The 14997-nt window shown below is 61.1% G+C and carries 15 protein-coding genes; 2 read left to right on the top strand and 13 right to left on the bottom strand.

Annotated elements, in window-relative coordinates:
• Positions 1-15 precede the first annotated feature (15 nt).
• The 4 genes from AC1DTN_RS09285 to AC1DTN_RS09270 are packed head-to-tail and all read right to left on the bottom strand — an operon-like array spanning position 16 to position 4450.
• A complete protein-coding gene (locus AC1DTN_RS09285; RefSeq protein WP_477920601.1) occupies positions 16-1725 on the bottom strand; it encodes a dipeptide ABC transporter ATP-binding protein in 1710 nt (569 codons plus the stop codon).
• Positions 1722-2573, bottom strand: coding sequence for an ABC transporter permease (locus tag AC1DTN_RS09280; protein ID WP_477920600.1), 852 nt, complete (start codon positions 2571-2573; stop codon positions 1722-1724). Before AC1DTN_RS09280 ends, AC1DTN_RS09285 begins: the two co-directional genes overlap by 4 nt.
• Positions 2570-3508: an ABC transporter permease gene (locus tag AC1DTN_RS09275; RefSeq protein ID WP_477920598.1), complete on the bottom strand. Its 939-nt coding sequence runs from the start codon at positions 3506-3508 to the stop codon at positions 2570-2572. Before AC1DTN_RS09275 ends, AC1DTN_RS09280 begins: the two co-directional genes overlap by 4 nt.
• Positions 3509-3559: 51 nt before the next feature.
• Entirely contained in the window at positions 3560-4450 is an 891-nt protein-coding gene (locus AC1DTN_RS09270; protein ID WP_477920597.1) for a proline iminopeptidase-family hydrolase, read from the bottom strand.
• 123 nt (positions 4451-4573) lie between these two features.
• On the opposite strand from AC1DTN_RS09270, the gene AC1DTN_RS09265 reads away from it, so the two are divergent.
• Positions 4574-5356: a LuxR family transcriptional regulator gene (locus tag AC1DTN_RS09265; protein WP_113182765.1), complete on the top strand. Its 783-nt coding sequence runs from the start codon at positions 4574-4576 to the stop codon at positions 5354-5356.
• Between the two features lie 54 nt (positions 5357-5410).
• On the top strand, positions 5411-6325 hold the full coding sequence (locus tag AC1DTN_RS09260) for a proline iminopeptidase-family hydrolase (protein ID WP_477818519.1): 915 nt from the start codon (positions 5411-5413) through the stop codon (positions 6323-6325).
• A gap of 41 nt (positions 6326-6366) precedes the next feature.
• Here AC1DTN_RS09260 and AC1DTN_RS09255 read toward each other — a convergent pair whose 3' ends face one another.
• The 9 genes from AC1DTN_RS09255 to AC1DTN_RS09215 form a co-directional block, all read right to left on the bottom strand.
• Positions 6367-7278 carry an ABC transporter permease gene (locus AC1DTN_RS09255; RefSeq protein WP_477920595.1) on the bottom strand — a complete coding sequence of 304 codons (912 nt, stop codon included), beginning with the start codon at positions 7276-7278 and terminating at the stop codon, positions 6367-6369.
• The gene (locus AC1DTN_RS09250; RefSeq protein WP_477920594.1) at positions 7275-8375 is read right to left on the bottom strand and encodes an ABC transporter permease; all 1101 of its coding nucleotides are present in this window, start codon (positions 8373-8375) and stop codon (positions 7275-7277) included. The genes AC1DTN_RS09255 and AC1DTN_RS09250 overlap by 4 nt, the downstream gene beginning before the upstream one ends.
• Positions 8372-9895 (bottom strand): ABC transporter ATP-binding protein, encoded by a 1524-nt coding sequence (locus AC1DTN_RS09245; RefSeq protein ID WP_477920593.1) that lies wholly within the window; start codon positions 9893-9895, stop codon positions 8372-8374. The genes AC1DTN_RS09250 and AC1DTN_RS09245 overlap by 4 nt, the downstream gene beginning before the upstream one ends.
• Before the next feature lie 3 nt (positions 9896-9898).
• On the bottom strand, positions 9899-10999 hold the full coding sequence (locus tag AC1DTN_RS09240) for a BMP family ABC transporter substrate-binding protein (protein ID WP_477920592.1): 1101 nt from the start codon (positions 10997-10999) through the stop codon (positions 9899-9901).
• A gap of 23 nt (positions 11000-11022) precedes the next feature.
• The gene (locus AC1DTN_RS09235; protein WP_477920591.1) at positions 11023-12402 is read right to left on the bottom strand and encodes an amidohydrolase; all 1380 of its coding nucleotides are present in this window, start codon (positions 12400-12402) and stop codon (positions 11023-11025) included.
• A gap of 1 nt (position 12403) precedes the next feature.
• Positions 12404-13063: a glutathione S-transferase family protein gene (locus AC1DTN_RS09230; protein ID WP_477920590.1), complete on the bottom strand. Its 660-nt coding sequence runs from the start codon at positions 13061-13063 to the stop codon at positions 12404-12406.
• Entirely contained in the window at positions 13060-13905 is an 846-nt protein-coding gene (locus AC1DTN_RS09225; RefSeq protein WP_477818885.1) for an aromatic ring-hydroxylating dioxygenase subunit alpha, read from the bottom strand. The genes AC1DTN_RS09230 and AC1DTN_RS09225 overlap by 4 nt, the downstream gene beginning before the upstream one ends.
• Complete coding sequence (locus AC1DTN_RS09220; RefSeq protein WP_477920587.1) at positions 13905-14546, bottom strand: Rieske 2Fe-2S domain-containing protein; 642 nt, start codon at positions 14544-14546, stop codon at positions 13905-13907. The genes AC1DTN_RS09225 and AC1DTN_RS09220 overlap by 1 nt, the downstream gene beginning before the upstream one ends.
• Before the next feature lie 151 nt (positions 14547-14697).
• A complete protein-coding gene (locus AC1DTN_RS09215) occupies positions 14698-14982 on the bottom strand; it encodes an acylphosphatase (RefSeq protein WP_477920671.1) in 285 nt (94 codons plus the stop codon).
• Between the last annotated feature and the right edge of the window lie 15 nt (positions 14983-14997).

Raw genomic sequence — 14997 nt, 5'->3', positions numbered from 1 at the left:
TCGTTCCCTTCGTTGTTATGGCATGCGTTTGACGGGTAGTGCTGGCACCGATTGCAGCTCGTCTTCCAAACTGGTGTTGCTCAGAAGCGGCTTGTCCGGATCGATGTCGGGAATCGCGGCAATGAGTGCTGCGGTATAAGGATGTTTCGGTCGCGCGAAGACCTCTTCCGAGAGGCCTTCCTCTACGATCTCGCCGCGATACATGACGACGACGCGTTCGCAGAGATTGCGCACGATCGCGAGGTCATGGGCGATGAACATTAGCGTCAGGTTCATCTTGGCGGTGAGCTCGCGGAAAAGCGCGATGATCTGTGCCTGGATCGTGACGTCGAGGGCCGCAACACATTCATCGGCGATGATGAGCTTCGGATTGACGGCAAGCGCGCGGGCAATGCCGGCGCGCTGGCACTGGCCGCCGCTCATGCTGCGGGGTTTGCGATTGGCAAACTCCCGGTCCAGCCCGACAAGATCGAGCAATTCGCCAATCCTCTCTGGAATGGCTGCTGCCGGCACCTTACCCTGCACCTTCAGCACCTCGGCAAGCATCTGCCCGATCGTGAGGCGCGGATTGAGTGCGTTATAAGGATCCTGAAAGACCATGGCCGTCTCGCGCCGCAGCTTTGCGAGTCCGGCAGCCCGCTGCTGCGCGAGATCGATCCCTTCGAAGGACACATGGCCTGAGGAGATCGGAGTCAGCCCCAGCACGGCGCGTGCGAGTGTGCTCTTGCCGCTGCCGGATTCGCCGACGATGCCGATGGTTTCGCCCGGCATGACCTGCAGGCTGACGCCGGAAACGGCGCTCACCGTCTTGGCACTGCCCTTGAACAGGCTGCCGCCAACCTTGAAACGCACATGCAGGTCGTCGATTTCAAGAAGCGGCTTGGTCGATGCGGCCGAAGACACGACCTGCGGCTCCGGCTTTGGCGCCTCGTCCGGCATGGAGGGATGGCTGTTGATCAGATTGATCGTGTAGGCGTCCTGCGGCCGGGAGAGGATCGTCCGTTTCGGCCCCTGTTCAAGCAGCTTGCCGTTACGCATGACGGCGATGCGGTCGCAGGTCTGCGCGACGATGCCGAGATCGTGGGTGATGAGGATGATCGACAGGCCGCGCTTGTCGCGGATCTCCAGCAGGAGCTTCAGGATCTGCGCCTGGATCGTCACGTCGAGTGCTGTCGTCGGCTCGTCGGCGATCAGGATCTTCGGGTTGCAGGAGAGCGCCACGCCAATCATGGCGCGCTGGCGCATGCCGCCGGAAAATTCGTGCGGATAGCTGTCATATTGGCGAGCGGGATCGGGAAAGCCAACCTGCGTCAGGATCTCGATCGCCGCTGCCCGCGCCTCCCTCGCGCCAAGCCCTTGGTGGTAGCGGATGCCCTCGGAAATCTGGTCGCCGATGCGCATGACTGGATCGAGATGGCTCGTCGGGTTCTGGAAGATCATGCCGATCTCGCCGCCGCGAACATTGAGCATCTCGGCATCGCTTGCCGTCGTCAGATCGCGTCCCTGGAGCAGGACGGTGCCGCCCTCGATCTTGATCAGCGAGGAGGGCAGTAGCCGGACAAGTGAACGGCAGAGCAGGCTCTTTCCCGAGCCGCTTTCGCCGACGAGGCCAAGGATTTCGCCCTTGGCGAGATCCAGCGAAACATGGTCGATCAGCGTGCGCACGCCGCCATCGAGATGAACCTTGACCGTCAAGTCGCGGACGGAAAGGACCGAAGCGCTCATTCGTGAACTCCGAGAAGTTCGCCGAGCGCATCACCCAACATGCTGAAACCGAAGGCAAGGCAGACAATCGAAAGGCCGGGGAAAAGCGTGATCCACCAGGCCGTGGTGATGAAACTCTGGCCTTCGGCAACCATGACACCCCATTCGGCGAGTGGCGGCTGTACGCCAAGACCGAGATAGCTGATGGCTGCACCGCTCAGCAGCACCAGTGTGGCATCAGACATGGAAAAGACGATGGAGCCGGCAATGGCATTGGGAAGCAGATGCCGGAACATGATGCGGGAACGACTGAAGCCGAGGCTGATGGCGGCGACCGCATAGTCGCTGCTTTTCAGAACCAGCATCTGTGCACGGATAAGGCGCGCATAGGACACCCAACCGACCAGCGCCATGGCGATGTAGAAACTGCCGAGGCCCGGCCCGAGAATGGCGATGATCGATAACATCAGGACGAGGAACGGGAAGGCGAGAATGATATCGACGAGGCGCATGAAAACCGCATCGACGATGCCGCCGAAGAAGCCCGCGATGGTGCCGACCGTCGTGCCGATCAGGAACGGGAAGATAACGCCGATGACGGCGATCTGCAGATCAATGCGCGCGCCGCATATGACGCGCGAGAGGATGTCGCGGCCGAAATTGTCCGTGCCGAAGGGGTGCAGCAGCGACGGCGCCTGCAGTCGTACATCGGCATTTTGCAGGATCGGATCATAGGGCGCGATTACTGGCGCTGCGATCGCCAGAAGCAGAAAGAACAGTAGGATGCCGGCGCCGATGACGAGCGTCAGCCGGCGGTCGAGGAAACGGCGCCAGGCGACGGGAGAGGGAGCAAGGGCTTCGACGCTCATAGCTTAACCCTCGGATCGACGGCGACGGTGACGATATCGGCAATGAAATTGATGAGCACGGTGGCGCAGGCAAAGGTCATGGCCACGCCCTGAACGACCATATAGTCGCGCGAGAAGATGGCGCGCACCAGCAATTGTCCCATGCCCGGCAAGGCGAAAACGCTTTCGACGACGACGGTGCCGCCGATCAGCCAGCCAATGTTGACGGCCAGAAGATTGATTGTCGGCACGAGCGAATTCGGCAGGACATGGCGCCAGAAGACGATACTCTCAGGCATGCCACGTGCGCGGGCAGCTGTCGCTACATCGGATTTCAGGGATTCGATCATCGCGGCGCGCAGGCTGCGGGTCAGCACGGTCGAGAGCGACAGGGCGACGGTCAGCGCCGGCAGGATGAGATGGGCGAGTTTTTCGCCGATCGTCGTGCCGTAACCCGAGACAGGCAGGATACCGAGTTCGACGCTGAAGAGGATGATCAGCATCAGGCCGAGCCAGAACGGTGGAAAACCGATCCCGAAGGTGGAGACGATGCGCACTGCATGATCTGGCGCGCGGCCCGAATTGCGAGCTGCGATCGCCGACATCGGCACGGCGATCAGGATCGACAGGATGACGCTTGTCAGGACCAGCGCGATCGTCGGCTCGATGCGCGTGGCGATCAGCGGAAATACGTCGATCTTGTAGAGGATCGACTTGCCCATTTCGCCATTTGCGAGGTTCTTGAGGAAGTAGAAATATTGCAGCCACATCGGCTGATCGAGGCCGTATTGGGCGCGGATATTGGCAAGAGCCGTCGGTGTCGCGCGCGTGCCGAGGATATTGCGGGCGGGATCGCCGGGGATCAATCGCACCAGGATGAAGGTGATGACGCTGATACCGAAGATAACGGGCAGAAACTGGACCGGCCGAGTCAGTATGAACTTATAACGATGCATGGCGGCGCTCGCCCCCTTGTCTTCGGCGGGTTCCGATCACCTGATCCTGCATCAGCTTACCCTATGCCGCGAGAGGAAATCGACCAGCGCGGGATAATAATCATGCGGATTTTCGTAAAACGGCATGTGGCTGGCGTTCGCGAAGACCTTGAGTTCGGCGTTCGGCAAAGCGAGCTTCATGCGCAGCGCGCAGGCCGGCGTCAGCTCGTCATGTTCGCCCGTGGTGATCAGCACCGGCGTCGTCACATCAGGCAGATCGGGAATGCGGTTCCAGTCCTTCAGATTGCCGATATAGAGGAACTCGTTCGGACCCTGCATGGTCTCATAGGGACCCATGTTCCAGTCGTCGAGTGAGCGGCGCACGGGGGCGGGCCATTCCGGCAGGCGGCAGACATGGCGATAATTGAGGATCGTCACAGCCGCCTGATATTCCGGATGATTGTAGGTGCCCTGTGCCTCATGCTTCTGCATCATCGCGACCGTTTCCGGACCAAGGGCGGCGCGCAGGCGTTCCAGTTCCAGGATGAGATGCGGCATGTCGGCGACGGTGTCTTCCAGGATCAGCGTCTGCAGGTTTTCCGGATAGGTGAGCGCATAGTCGATCGCCAGCCAGCCGCCCCAGGAGTGGCCGAGCATATGCACCTTGCCGAGGCCGAGCGCCTTGCGCACCATCTCGGTCTCCTCGACATAGCGGCCGATGGTCCAGAGCGATGCGTCGGTCGGCCTGTCGGAGGCGCCGGTACCGAGCTGATCAAAGGCCACCACGCGATAGCCTTTGTCGATGAGACAGGAATGGGCCTCGCGCAGATAATCGCAGGGCAGACCCGGGCCGCCATTCAGGCAGAAGACGGTCTCGCTGCCGGTTCCGAAGCTGTAGGCGACCACCTTGTAACCGTCGACTTCGATCTCATGTCGCGCCTCAGGCTCGATTTCACGCCACATTGGCCGCTCCGGCAAAGATTTTGCTTGCTCAATAATTGGGCATGGCTAAATTTTTACCTTAAACCATAGCCTTTGCCAGCTATAAGAAGTGATAGGGTGGGGAACCACCGACTGGAGCCTGCCATGCTTGACGAAATCGGAACGATCAGACGGCAATTCTCAGCCCATCAGACGCTGGACGGGCGTATCGATCAGGTTTTCGCGGCGATGAAAGAGATCGGCTTCGAGGCCCTGATCTACGACTACACGCCGGTGCCTTATGACATCGACGGGGCGATCATGATCCCGTCGCTATTGAAGCTGCGCAATATTTCCGAGGACATGCGGGAATACTGGTTCGACCGCGGCTACTTCCGCATCGATCCCGTTCAGCAGGTGGCGCTGCGCACCTCCGCTCCCTTTTTCTGGAATTATGACCGGGATGCCGACACGCTTATCAATCGCTTCATGAGCGACGACACCGCGCCGGTGACGCGCTATCTCAGCGAACGTGACATGTCGACGGGTGTCACCGTTCCCGTCCATATGCCCCGAGGCGACTATGCGACGGTGACCGGCATCCGTTTCGGTGCCAACAGCGATTTCGAGCAGCATGCGCTGCGCTACATCGCCGATTTCAACCTGCTGGCCCATGTCTTTCATGAGGCTGCCTATTCGCTTTTCGATGCCAAGGCGTTGAGCGTCGGCAAGATCCGCCTGACGGAGCGGGAGCGCGAATGTTTGCGCCATTCAGCAGAGGGCCTCTCGGCCAAGGAGATTTCGCGCATCATCGACCGCTCGGTGCCGACGGTCGTCATGCATCTCAATGCGGCTGCCAAGAAGCTTGGGGCCCGTAACCGCACGCAGGCCGTGGTTCGGGCCGCGCATTACCGGCTACTGGAAGATCGCCCATCCTATAACTTCTGATAGCTGCCTTCGCCTTTTCGGCCACGCTATGCTTTTCCATCATTGCGCTAGAGGATGGAGATGTCAGTGGCCGCAGTTTCGACGAAGGAAGCTTTTCTGCCGTTTCGCGAATACCGGACATGGTATCGCATCACCGGTTCGCTTGATTCCGGCAGACTGCCGCTTGTCGTCGCCCATGGTGGTCCCGGCTGCACGCATGATTATGTCGATTCCTTCAAGGGCATCTCGGAGCTCGATGGCCGCGCCGTCATCCATTACGATCAGCTCGGCAACGGCAACTCAACCCGGCTACCCGAGAAGGGGCCGGATTTCTGGACGCCTGCGCTCTTCCTCGAAGAACTCGATGCGCTGCTGAAGCATCTCGGCATTCAGGATCGCTATGCCTTCCTCGGTCAGTCCTGGGGCGGCATGCTGGGTGCCGAACATGCGGTACGCCAGCCGAAGGGTCTGAAGGCGCTCGTCATCGCCAATTCGCCGGCCAACATGCATACCTGGGTGGCAGAGGCAAACCGCCTGCGCGAGGAACTGCCGCAGGAGGTGCAGGACACGTTGCTGAAGCATGAGGAAGCTGGCACCATTACCGATCCTGACTATGTCGCAGCCTCGCGCGTCTTTTACGACCGGCATGTCTGCCGCGTTTCCCCTTGGCCGCCGGAAGTTGCGCGCACTTTCGCGATTATGGACGAAGACAACACCGTCTACCGCAACATGAATGGCCCGACCGAATTCCACGTCATCGGCACGATGAAGGACTGGACGATCGAGGATCGCCTGCCGCTCATTCAGGCGCCGACGCTTTTGATCTCCGGCAAATATGACGAGGCGACCCCGCTCGTCGTCAAACCCTATGTCGATCGTGTGAAGGGTTGCGAGTGGGTGCTCTTCGAGAACTCCAGCCACATGCCGCATGTCGAGGAAAACGAACTTTGCCTCGACATCGTCTCAGCCTTTCTCACCAGGCATGATTGATCGCAGTCAGCGGCCTGCGCCGTCGTGCAGGCCGCATTCTGCTATCGCTCGAATGGCTCGCCGAGCGAGGCGACGCCATTGAGTTTCAGCAGGCGGCGGTCTGCCGAGATGATGCCGAGCACGATGATCGTCACGAGATAGGGCAGGCAAGCCAAAAGCTGCGAGGGCACGTCGAGCCCGGTTGCCTGGGCGGCAAGCCCCATCAGCGATACGGCACCGAAGAGGCAAGCCCCGAGGAAGATCCGCCCCGTCAGCCAGGTTCCGAAGACGACGAGCGCAATGGCGATCCAGCCGCGGCCGGCGATCATGCCGTCCGCCCAGAGCGGCGTATAGATCGTCGACGCATAGGCGCCGGCAAAGCCGGCCATCATGCCGCCGAATGCGACAGCGGCGAAGCGTACGGCGATGACGGAATAGCCGATGGCATGAGCGGCTTTCGGGTTTTCGCCGACGGCGCGAATGACGAGACCCACCTTGCTATAGGMAAATGTCGCCCAGATCGCGAGTGTCACCAAAAGCGAAAGCCAAACGACGATATCCTGGGTGAACAACCCGCCAATGAGAGGAATATCGGAAAGGCCGGGAATGGTAATCTTCGGCAATGCCTTGACGGTGAGGCTCTCATAGCTCTTGCCGAACAGTGCCGACAGGCCCTGACCGAGAATGCCGATGGCAAGCCCTGTCGCGACCTGGTTTGCGTTGAAGCCAAGGATGATCCCGGCAAAGACAAGCGAGAGCAGGATGCCGCCGATGCCGGCTGCAAGAAAAGCGAGAAAGTGGCCGCCGCCGTGATAGACGACGATGAATGCGATGACGGCGCCGAACGCCATTAGTCCTTCGACACCGAGATTGAGCACGCCGGCACGCTCGGCCACCAGTTCGCCGAGCGCCGCCAGCAGAAAGGGTGTCGCTGCCGCCAGCATGCCGGCCAGGATGAACTCGATGGCATTCATGATGGACTCCGGATGGCGACGGGGTGCCAGGCAAGGCGATAACGGACGAAGGCGACGGCGATCAAATAGGTGAGAAGCAGGCTGCCCTGGAAAACACGAACGGCGGCGATCGGCAGATTGGCGGAGACCATGGCGTTGTCGCCGCCAATATAGAGGGCCGCCATGACGATCGATGATATGACGATGCCGATCGGATGTAGCCCGCCGAGATAGGCGACGATGATCGCCGCATAGCCGTAACCGGTCGAGATCGAGCGCTGCAGCTGGCCGAGCGGGCCGGCGACTTCGGATGCACCCGCAAGACCTGCGGCTGCGCCACCGATCAAGAGCGACAGCCAGATTGCCCAGCCCTCTTTGAAGCCGGCATAACTTGCGGCACGTGGCGCCAGTCCGCCGACCTGCAATTTATAGCCTATGAAGCTCTTCTGCATGAAGATCCATGCGGCGATCGACAGCAGAACGGCAAGGATCAGAGAGACATTGACGCGCGTTCCCTCGATCAGGATCGGCACCATCGCGTCATACTGAAACATCACCGACTGCGGGAAGTTGAAGCCATTTGGATCCTTCCAGGGGCCGAGCAGCAGATAATTGAGAAGCTGTACCGCAACGAAGCTCAGCATCAGCGAGACCAAGATTTCGTTAGCGTTCAGCCGGACACGCCAGAAGGCAGTCAACGATGCCCAGAGCGCGCCGCCAATCAGGCCGAGCAGCAGCATCGCCGGCCAGATCCACTGGCCGGTCGCATCCGGCCACCAGATCGGAATGGCGGAGGCAAAGATTGCTCCGAGCACGAATTGCCCTTCGGCGCCGATGTTGAACACCTTGGCGCGGAAGCCGATCGCCAACCCCTGCGCGATCAGCAGCAGCGGTCCAGTCTTCAAAAGTACTTCTGAGAAGGATGCCCAGGAAAAGAAGGGCTCGATCAGCATCGCATAGATGACCGCCACCGGATCACGCCCCATGATGACATAAAGGCCGAGATTGAGGATGATCGTGATAACAAGCGCGATGGGCGGGGCAAGCAGGGTGGCGGCAAGCGAGGCGCGCTCCCGGCGGACGAGGATTGGCAGGGCGGCAAACAGAGGTCTGCTCATGCGATCGCTTTCTCGCGCTGCGACTGGGCGCCGATCATGTATCGGCCGATCTCTTCGGGTTTGGTGTCGCGCGTGACAAGCGGCGGGCTCAGCGTGCCGTGATGGAGGACCTGGATGAAGTCGCTAAGTTCGAACAGTTCTTCCAGCTCCTCGGAGATGACGAGGATCGCCATGCCTTCGTTGCGCAGCGTGATCAGCCGCTTGCGGATTGCCGAGGCTGCGCCGATATCGACGCCCCACGTGGGCTGAGCAAGGAAGAGCAGTTTCGGTGCCAGCATGATTTCTCGCCCGACGATGAACTTCTGCAAATTACCGCCGGAGAGTGAGCCGGCTTCGGCCTCGGGGCCGCGCGTGCGCACGTCGTAGTCCCGGATGCACTCATTGGTGAAGGCGGTCGCCTGCGCCTTGTCGAGCAGGCCGCGTTTGACGAGATGCAGGGGGTGGGCAGTGAGCAGGCTGTTGAGGGCGAGCGACATTTCGGGGACTGCGCCGCGGCCGAGCCGATCCTCGGGCACGAACGCAAATCCGAGCTGCCGGCGGGCCGCCGAATCGAATGTGCCGACATCTTTGCCCATCATGAAGATCTGATCGCGCTGCTCCCGCGGCAGGATCGTTTCGCCGGAGATCAGCGCGGCAAGCTCGCTCTGGCCGTTGCCCGAAATGCCGGCAATGCCGAGGATCTCGCCGGCGCGCACGGCTAGGTTGACCTGAGAGAGCGGCACGGCGAAAGGATCGTCCGGCCTGTAATTAAGGCCGATCAGTTCCAGCCGCTTTTCACCTTCGGCAAGCGGCAGCGCCGGCATGGGTTCCGGCATATCGCGGCCGATCATCATGCGGGCAAGGTCATGAGCGTCATGCTCGCGCGGGTCGACATGGCCGGTCACGCGTCCACCGCGCAGGATCGTCGCCCGGTCGCAAAGCGACTGGATCTCTTCCAGCTTGTGGGAGATGAAGAGGATGGAAACGCCGCCATCACGCAGCCGGCGCAAGGTCTCGAACAGCTTCTCCACGGCCTGCGGCGGCAGGACCGACGTCGGCTCGTCGAGGATCAGCAGTTTCGGGTCGGTCATCAGGCAGCGGATGATTTCCACCCGCTGCCGCTCGCCGACGGAAAGCGAATGCACATGGGCGAGCGGATCGACCTCGAGGCCGAACTCGTGCCCCAGCTTGCGGATGCGCTCAGCCAGTTCGGCTTTCTTGCCCGCCACGATAAGCCTGATGTTCTCGACCACCGTCAGGCTTTCGAATAGCGAGAAATGCTGAAAGACCATGCCGATGCCGGCACGCCTTGCCTCTGCGGGAGAGGCAAGGCTGAGGTTCTGCCCGTTCCAGGCGATGGTTCCGCTGTCCGGCTGCTCGACGCCGTAGATCAGCTTCATCAGGGTCGATTTGCCGGCCCCGTTCTCTCCGAGGATGGCATGGATCGAGCGGGGAGCGACGTCGAGGTCGATCTGCTGGTTGGCATGGACCTGGCCGTAGCTCTTGGAAATGCCGCGCAGCGACAGGAGCGGGTTCACCATGGCTTACTTCGGCAGCGGCGTCGTGACACCCTTGACGTGCCAGTCCATCGCGACGATCTGCGCGTCCGTCAGCGTCGCGCCCGAGGCGGCCCCTTCGCTGCCGTCGGCCTTGGTGATAGGACCGGTGAAGGGCGAGAAGCTGCCGTCGGCGATCTTGGCCTCGATCGCCTTGATCTTGCTCATCGTATCGGCCGGGATTGCCGGGTTCCAGTCGACGACTTCGACGACCTTGTCGGCAACGCCGAGGAAGGTGTTGGCACCCTTAAAGGTGCCGGCGAGATGGGCATCGACCGACGCCTTGAAGAAGGGCGACCAGTCGGTGGCGATGCAGCCGAGATAGGTCTTTTCGGCATATTTCTTCATCGAGGAGTTCAGGTTAAAGGCAAAGACGCCGGCTTCTTCGCAGGCGGAGATCACCGAAGGCGTATCCTGGGCATTGGAGAAGATCACATCGCAACCCTGCGAGATCAGTGCCTTGGCGGCTTCCTGCTCCTTGGCCGGATCAAACCAGGAATTGACCCAGACGACGGACACTTCGATGTCGGGCTTGACGGACTGCGCGCCGAGCGTGAAGGCATTGATGGAGGTGATCAGTTCGGGAATGGCAAAGGCGGAAACCGAGCCGAGCTTGCCGGTTTTGGAAACTGCGGCTGCCGCCATGCCGAGCAGGTAGGTGCCTTGGAAATATTTGGCGGCGAAGGGCGAGAAGTTCGGCGCAACCTGGAAGCCGGAAGCATGCAGCACGGTCACCTTGGGATTGCGGCGAGCGATCTGCAGCGCACCATTCTGATAGCCGAAAGAACCGGCGATCAGGAAATGGTTTCCGTCGGCGACCGTCTTGTTCATGATGCGGTCGGCATCCGGGCCTTCGGCGATGTTTTCGAGGATCGTGACCTTCACCTTGTCGCCATAGGCGGCCTTGATCGGATCGATGCCGGCCGCAAGCGCATGGCCCCAGCCGACATCACCGATCGGCGAGGGCACGACGAGGGCGATGCCGAGCGGTTCGTCGGCAGCAAGTGCTGAGCGGTCGGCAAAGGCGGTGGCGAGGCCGGCAGCGGCCACGCTCTTCATGAGCGTTCTTCGGGTCAGATTGTTGGACATGTCAGTTCCCCTCTTTTGGTTCTTCAAAATTCGACGGTCGCGAGCGCCGCCTCGGCGTCCGCAAAAAGCTTGAATTCGTCGAGGCCGGTGAATTCGCCTGCCTGCCAGACGATGCGCCCATTGATCATGGTGAGGTCGGTCGGCATGCCGATCCCGACCTTGGCGATCAGGCTCAGCGGATCGTGCCGCGTGCCGACATAATCCATCCGCCGCGTATCGATCGCGAAGAGATCGGCGGCCATGTCCGGCGCCAAGCGGCCGATATCGCTTCGTCCGAGCAGGCTTGCGCCGCCTGTCGTTGCGTAGTTCAGGAAGTCGACCGGCGGCGGAACCGGATGACCGCGCGTCGATGCCGCCAGGCATTGCAGCATATAGGCGGAATGGATGCAGTGCATGAGGTTCGAATTGTCGTTCGAGGCAGCGCCATCGCAGCCGAGCCCGACGCGAATGCCAAGGGCTGACATTGCGGGAATGTCGGTGACCTCGGCGCCGACGAGATAGACCGGCTCGGGGCAATGGGAGACGCCGGTGCCGCTTGCCGCCATCTTGCGCAATTCATCATGCGTCAGTTCCCAGCAATGGGCGTAGAAAGCGTCGGGGCCGGCAAAGCCGAGTTCCGCGCAGTAATCGACGGTGCGCATGCCGTGCCGCGCCTCGATGACAGGGCTTTCGCCTTCGCCGACATGCGTGTGCAGAAACACCCCACGGTCACGGGCAAGTGCTACAGATTCGACGAAGGTCTCACGGTAGCAGTTGACCGGCTGGCAGGGGGCGACAACCACCTGCCGCATGCTGAAGGGGCTGGCATCGTGGTAGCTGTCGATCAGCCGGGCGCAATCGGCGATGAATTCATCCGTCGTTTCCAGCATGACATCCGGGATCGTCGATCCCTCGGACTTCGGCAGCGTATTGCCACCACGGCCTGCGTGAAAACGCATGCCGAGAAGCTCGGCCGCTTCGAACTGGCGGTCGATCAGACGTTTTCCGGCATGGCGGGGGAAGCAATATTGATGGTCGAAGGCCGTTGTGCAGCCATGCTTGATCATCTCGGCCATGGCCGTGACGGAGGAATGGTAGAAGCAATCCTCTGTCAGCCGCGAAAAGATCGGGTAGATCCGGTCCAGCCATTCGATGACCGACAGTTTCGTCCAGTCGAGATCGGCCCGGTTGCGCACGAAGCACTGGAAGAAGTGGTGATGCGTGTTGACGAGGCCCGGATAGACGAACCAGCCGGTGGCATCCTGGGTGATCGTGCCGGAAGGCAGGGGCTCCTGCGACAGGTTCGCGCCAATTGCCTGGATCGCCGAACCATTGGTCAGCACGTCCACGTTCCGGCGCACACTTGGTCCGTTGCCCTCGTTGACGATGAGAGCTTCGCAGTTTTTCAGAAGGTAGCCGGCCATATCAGCTTTCCTCCTTCGCAGGATGGGGATCGGGCTTTAGCTCGTGCAGTCGGTGGATGCCGGGCATTTCGATGAAGCCGCCGATGCTTCGGATGGCGCGCAGCCACAACCGGATCGTTGGGTAGGGATCGAGCGAGATGCCGCCATCTGGTGCCAGCGCCACATAGGGGAAGCAGGCGATGTCGGCGATCGTGGCACGGTTCGATGCCAGGAAGCGCATGCCACGAAGCTGCTGTTCGAAGAGACCGGCCTCCAGCTCGCGCAATGCTGCGATCCCCTGTGTCTGCAGGGTCTCGATATTGCCTGGGCGCAGCAGCATCTCGTGCAGCCGCGCGCCGCCGAGGTTCGCCGTCAGCCGGTGCGAGAAGGAGAGCCACTGCTGAACCCGTGCCGTCTCCTCAGGCGTGCTGGTGCCCAGCCATTCCGGCGCGCTTTTGGCGGCGAGGTAAGCGAGGATGGCTGAGGATTCCGTCAGGACGAGATCGCCATCCTGGAGGATCGGTATGGAACCTGCCGGATTGAGCGCCAGGAGCTCGGGTCCGCGATGTTCGGCGCCAGGATGGAAATCGACCGGCCGGATGTCCAGCTTGATACCGAGGATCGCGGCCATCAGGCGGATCTTGTAGCAGCTCGGCGAGAGAATGTAGTCGTAGAGCTTCATTGCGCGACCAACTGTGCGCCGTAGGTATAGTTATGGCGCTTGAGCCAGCGCCGATAGGCGACCGACGTCAGATCGGCCCTGGTCGGGATTTCCATGCCGGGATCGAGCGGCAGCAGGGCAGGGATCTGGTTTTCGAGGATCGAGCGATCCTGCAGGAAGATCATCTGCTGAAAATGGATGAGGTCTGTCATGGGCGTTTCGTCATCAAAAAGGGCCATCCACGGCCACACGTCACAAAGGTCTTCCGCAAGCGGCTGCACGAACAGGGTAATGACATCCCATTCACCCGGCCGGGGAGGGCAGGTCTTGTAGAGCACTGAGCAGGTCGGTGCCGGCACGCGGTACATATATTCGGTGGTAATGCCGCCGCTCGCCGACTTGGCGGCCTGCGGTTGGTAGAATTTCACCTGCGTCGCCCAGACCTCATCCTCGTCTTCGCGGATCTCGACCTTGTAATTCTCGACTTCCGTATGTGGCTCGGCGCCGAGAATATCGGTGTGGACGAAAGGGAAATGGGCGATGTCGAGAAAATTCTCCACCGCCCGCAACGGCGAGCAGCGCACCCGTACCACGCCGACATCGACGAAGCGGCGGCCAGGCTGATCCGCCTCGGGAATGGCAAAAAGCTCCTTGGCAGGATTGCCGAGGGAAGACCAGACATGGCCGTAGCGGACACGGACCGAGAGGTTGCGCCCATCGGACGATGTCACCCGTGCATTGCCATCTGGCGTGCGCGCCACTTCGATGGGCTCGCCCATCAGAGCGGTTTTGGTCCCTGTCTCGGTCAGTTGGGAGAAGAGGCCGACCGGATACCACTCGTCGATCATCGCGCCAGCCTTCATCATGCGACCTCCTTCCGCCGCGCTTCCGCCTGGCGACGCACGGCTTCGGCGATACGGGACGCGGCAACACGGTCTGCCGGGCCGCGATCCTTCTCGATCAAGATGTGAATGAGCGTGCGATCGACCTGCTCAGCCGGCAGCAGCCGGACCCAGGGAAGATCGGCGATGCGGATAAGCCCGTCCGAATCGACTTTCGTGCCAGCGGCGTCTTCGAGTGCTCCAATATCCGACTCCACAGTCAGCGAGCGCAACGGCACGAGATCGTCAAAGCGTGGCGGCTTGGTCGCCGGCTCGCCAACAGCCACCCAGATGACGCCATCCGATTCCTCGACCTTGTGGACCGCGACACGGATCGTTTCCGGCGGCACGAGATCGGGATGGGCGGGGATGCGAATGCATCCTCCCGCCGGAGAATAACTCCAGCCATGATAGATACAGGAGAGCGCCTCGCCGCGCACGAAGCCATGGGACAACCGCATCCCGCGATGGGGACAGCGATCCGACGATGCCGATGCGCGTCCGGACTGACTGCGCCAGAGAGCGATCGATCCTGCCGGTGTCCAGGCCGGCATCACGGTCGCCGGCGGCAGATCAGCAGAAAGGGCGACAGGCGTCCAGGAGCCGGCCGTAGCAGATGGCATAACCTATAATTCCCCAATTTTACCAATGCTTTAGCGCTGTTGGCCGCGCACTGTTGCCGAGCTTGCGGCCTCAGTTTCCAGAGGCTTGCATAAAAAAATCGCATTGGCAACAATGATTAAATAAAGGGCAGGGGATCAATGCGGTGTGCGTTTACGGTGTGTCGGCGGGATCTACAATCCTGCGCTGAATCTCATCCACCCAGACGTCGATCGGGCCAAGCGAACATCCCATTTCCAGCATGTCGATCAGTTCTACCGGCCCCGCCACCTCAAGTTCGATTCGACCGGCGCCGGTGTGAAAGAAATCCTGGGAAAGTCCAAGCTTGTCAGCATGGCGGCGGATCCACGGGATGAACGAGGCAGAATTGACATTGCCGAGGATTGTCATTCGCTCCCGCAATTCGCCCTGCCGTACCTGCATCACTGATTTACCCATCATTTTATCCGTGAT

The organism is Rhizobium sp. 01T444 (assembly GCF_056398305.1).
The sequence above is the reverse complement of the archived record's forward strand: the minus strand, read 5'-3'. Positions and strand labels throughout refer to the sequence as shown.

What these genes read in the sequence shown, in the direction of transcription:
- AC1DTN_RS09215 (WP_477920671.1), bottom strand. Translation starts at nt 14,982, where the DNA reads ATGGGTAAATCAGTGATGCAGGTACGGCAGGGCGAATTGCGGGAGCGA.
- AC1DTN_RS09235 (WP_477920591.1), bottom strand. Translation starts at nt 12,402, where the DNA reads ATGGCCGGCTACCTTCTGAAAAACTGCGAAGCTCTCATCGTCAACGAG.
- AC1DTN_RS09275 (WP_477920598.1), bottom strand. Translation starts at nt 3,508, where the DNA reads ATGCATCGTTATAAGTTCATACTGACTCGGCCGGTCCAGTTTCTGCCC.
- AC1DTN_RS09250 (WP_477920594.1), bottom strand. Translation starts at nt 8,375, where the DNA reads ATGAGCAGACCTCTGTTTGCCGCCCTGCCAATCCTCGTCCGCCGGGAG.
- AC1DTN_RS09270 (WP_477920597.1), bottom strand. Translation starts at nt 4,450, where the DNA reads ATGTGGCGTGAAATCGAGCCTGAGGCGCGACATGAGATCGAAGTCGAC.
- AC1DTN_RS09225 (WP_477818885.1), bottom strand. Translation starts at nt 13,905, where the DNA reads ATGAAGGCTGGCGCGATGATCGACGAGTGGTATCCGGTCGGCCTCTTC.
- AC1DTN_RS09220 (WP_477920587.1), bottom strand. Translation starts at nt 14,546, where the DNA reads ATGCCATCTGCTACGGCCGGCTCCTGGACGCCTGTCGCCCTTTCTGCT.
- AC1DTN_RS09285 (WP_477920601.1), bottom strand. Translation starts at nt 1,725, where the DNA reads ATGAGCGCTTCGGTCCTTTCCGTCCGCGACTTGACGGTCAAGGTTCAT.
- AC1DTN_RS09260 (WP_477818519.1), top strand. Translation starts at nt 5,411, where the DNA reads ATGGAGATGTCAGTGGCCGCAGTTTCGACGAAGGAAGCTTTTCTGCCG.
- AC1DTN_RS09280 (WP_477920600.1), bottom strand. Translation starts at nt 2,573, where the DNA reads ATGAGCGTCGAAGCCCTTGCTCCCTCTCCCGTCGCCTGGCGCCGTTTC.
- AC1DTN_RS09240 (WP_477920592.1), bottom strand. Translation starts at nt 10,999, where the DNA reads ATGTCCAACAATCTGACCCGAAGAACGCTCATGAAGAGCGTGGCCGCT.
- AC1DTN_RS09230 (WP_477920590.1), bottom strand. Translation starts at nt 13,063, where the DNA reads ATGAAGCTCTACGACTACATTCTCTCGCCGAGCTGCTACAAGATCCGC.
- AC1DTN_RS09245 (WP_477920593.1), bottom strand. Translation starts at nt 9,895, where the DNA reads ATGGTGAACCCGCTCCTGTCGCTGCGCGGCATTTCCAAGAGCTACGGC.
- AC1DTN_RS09265 (WP_113182765.1), top strand. Translation starts at nt 4,574, where the DNA reads ATGCTTGACGAAATCGGAACGATCAGACGGCAATTCTCAGCCCATCAG.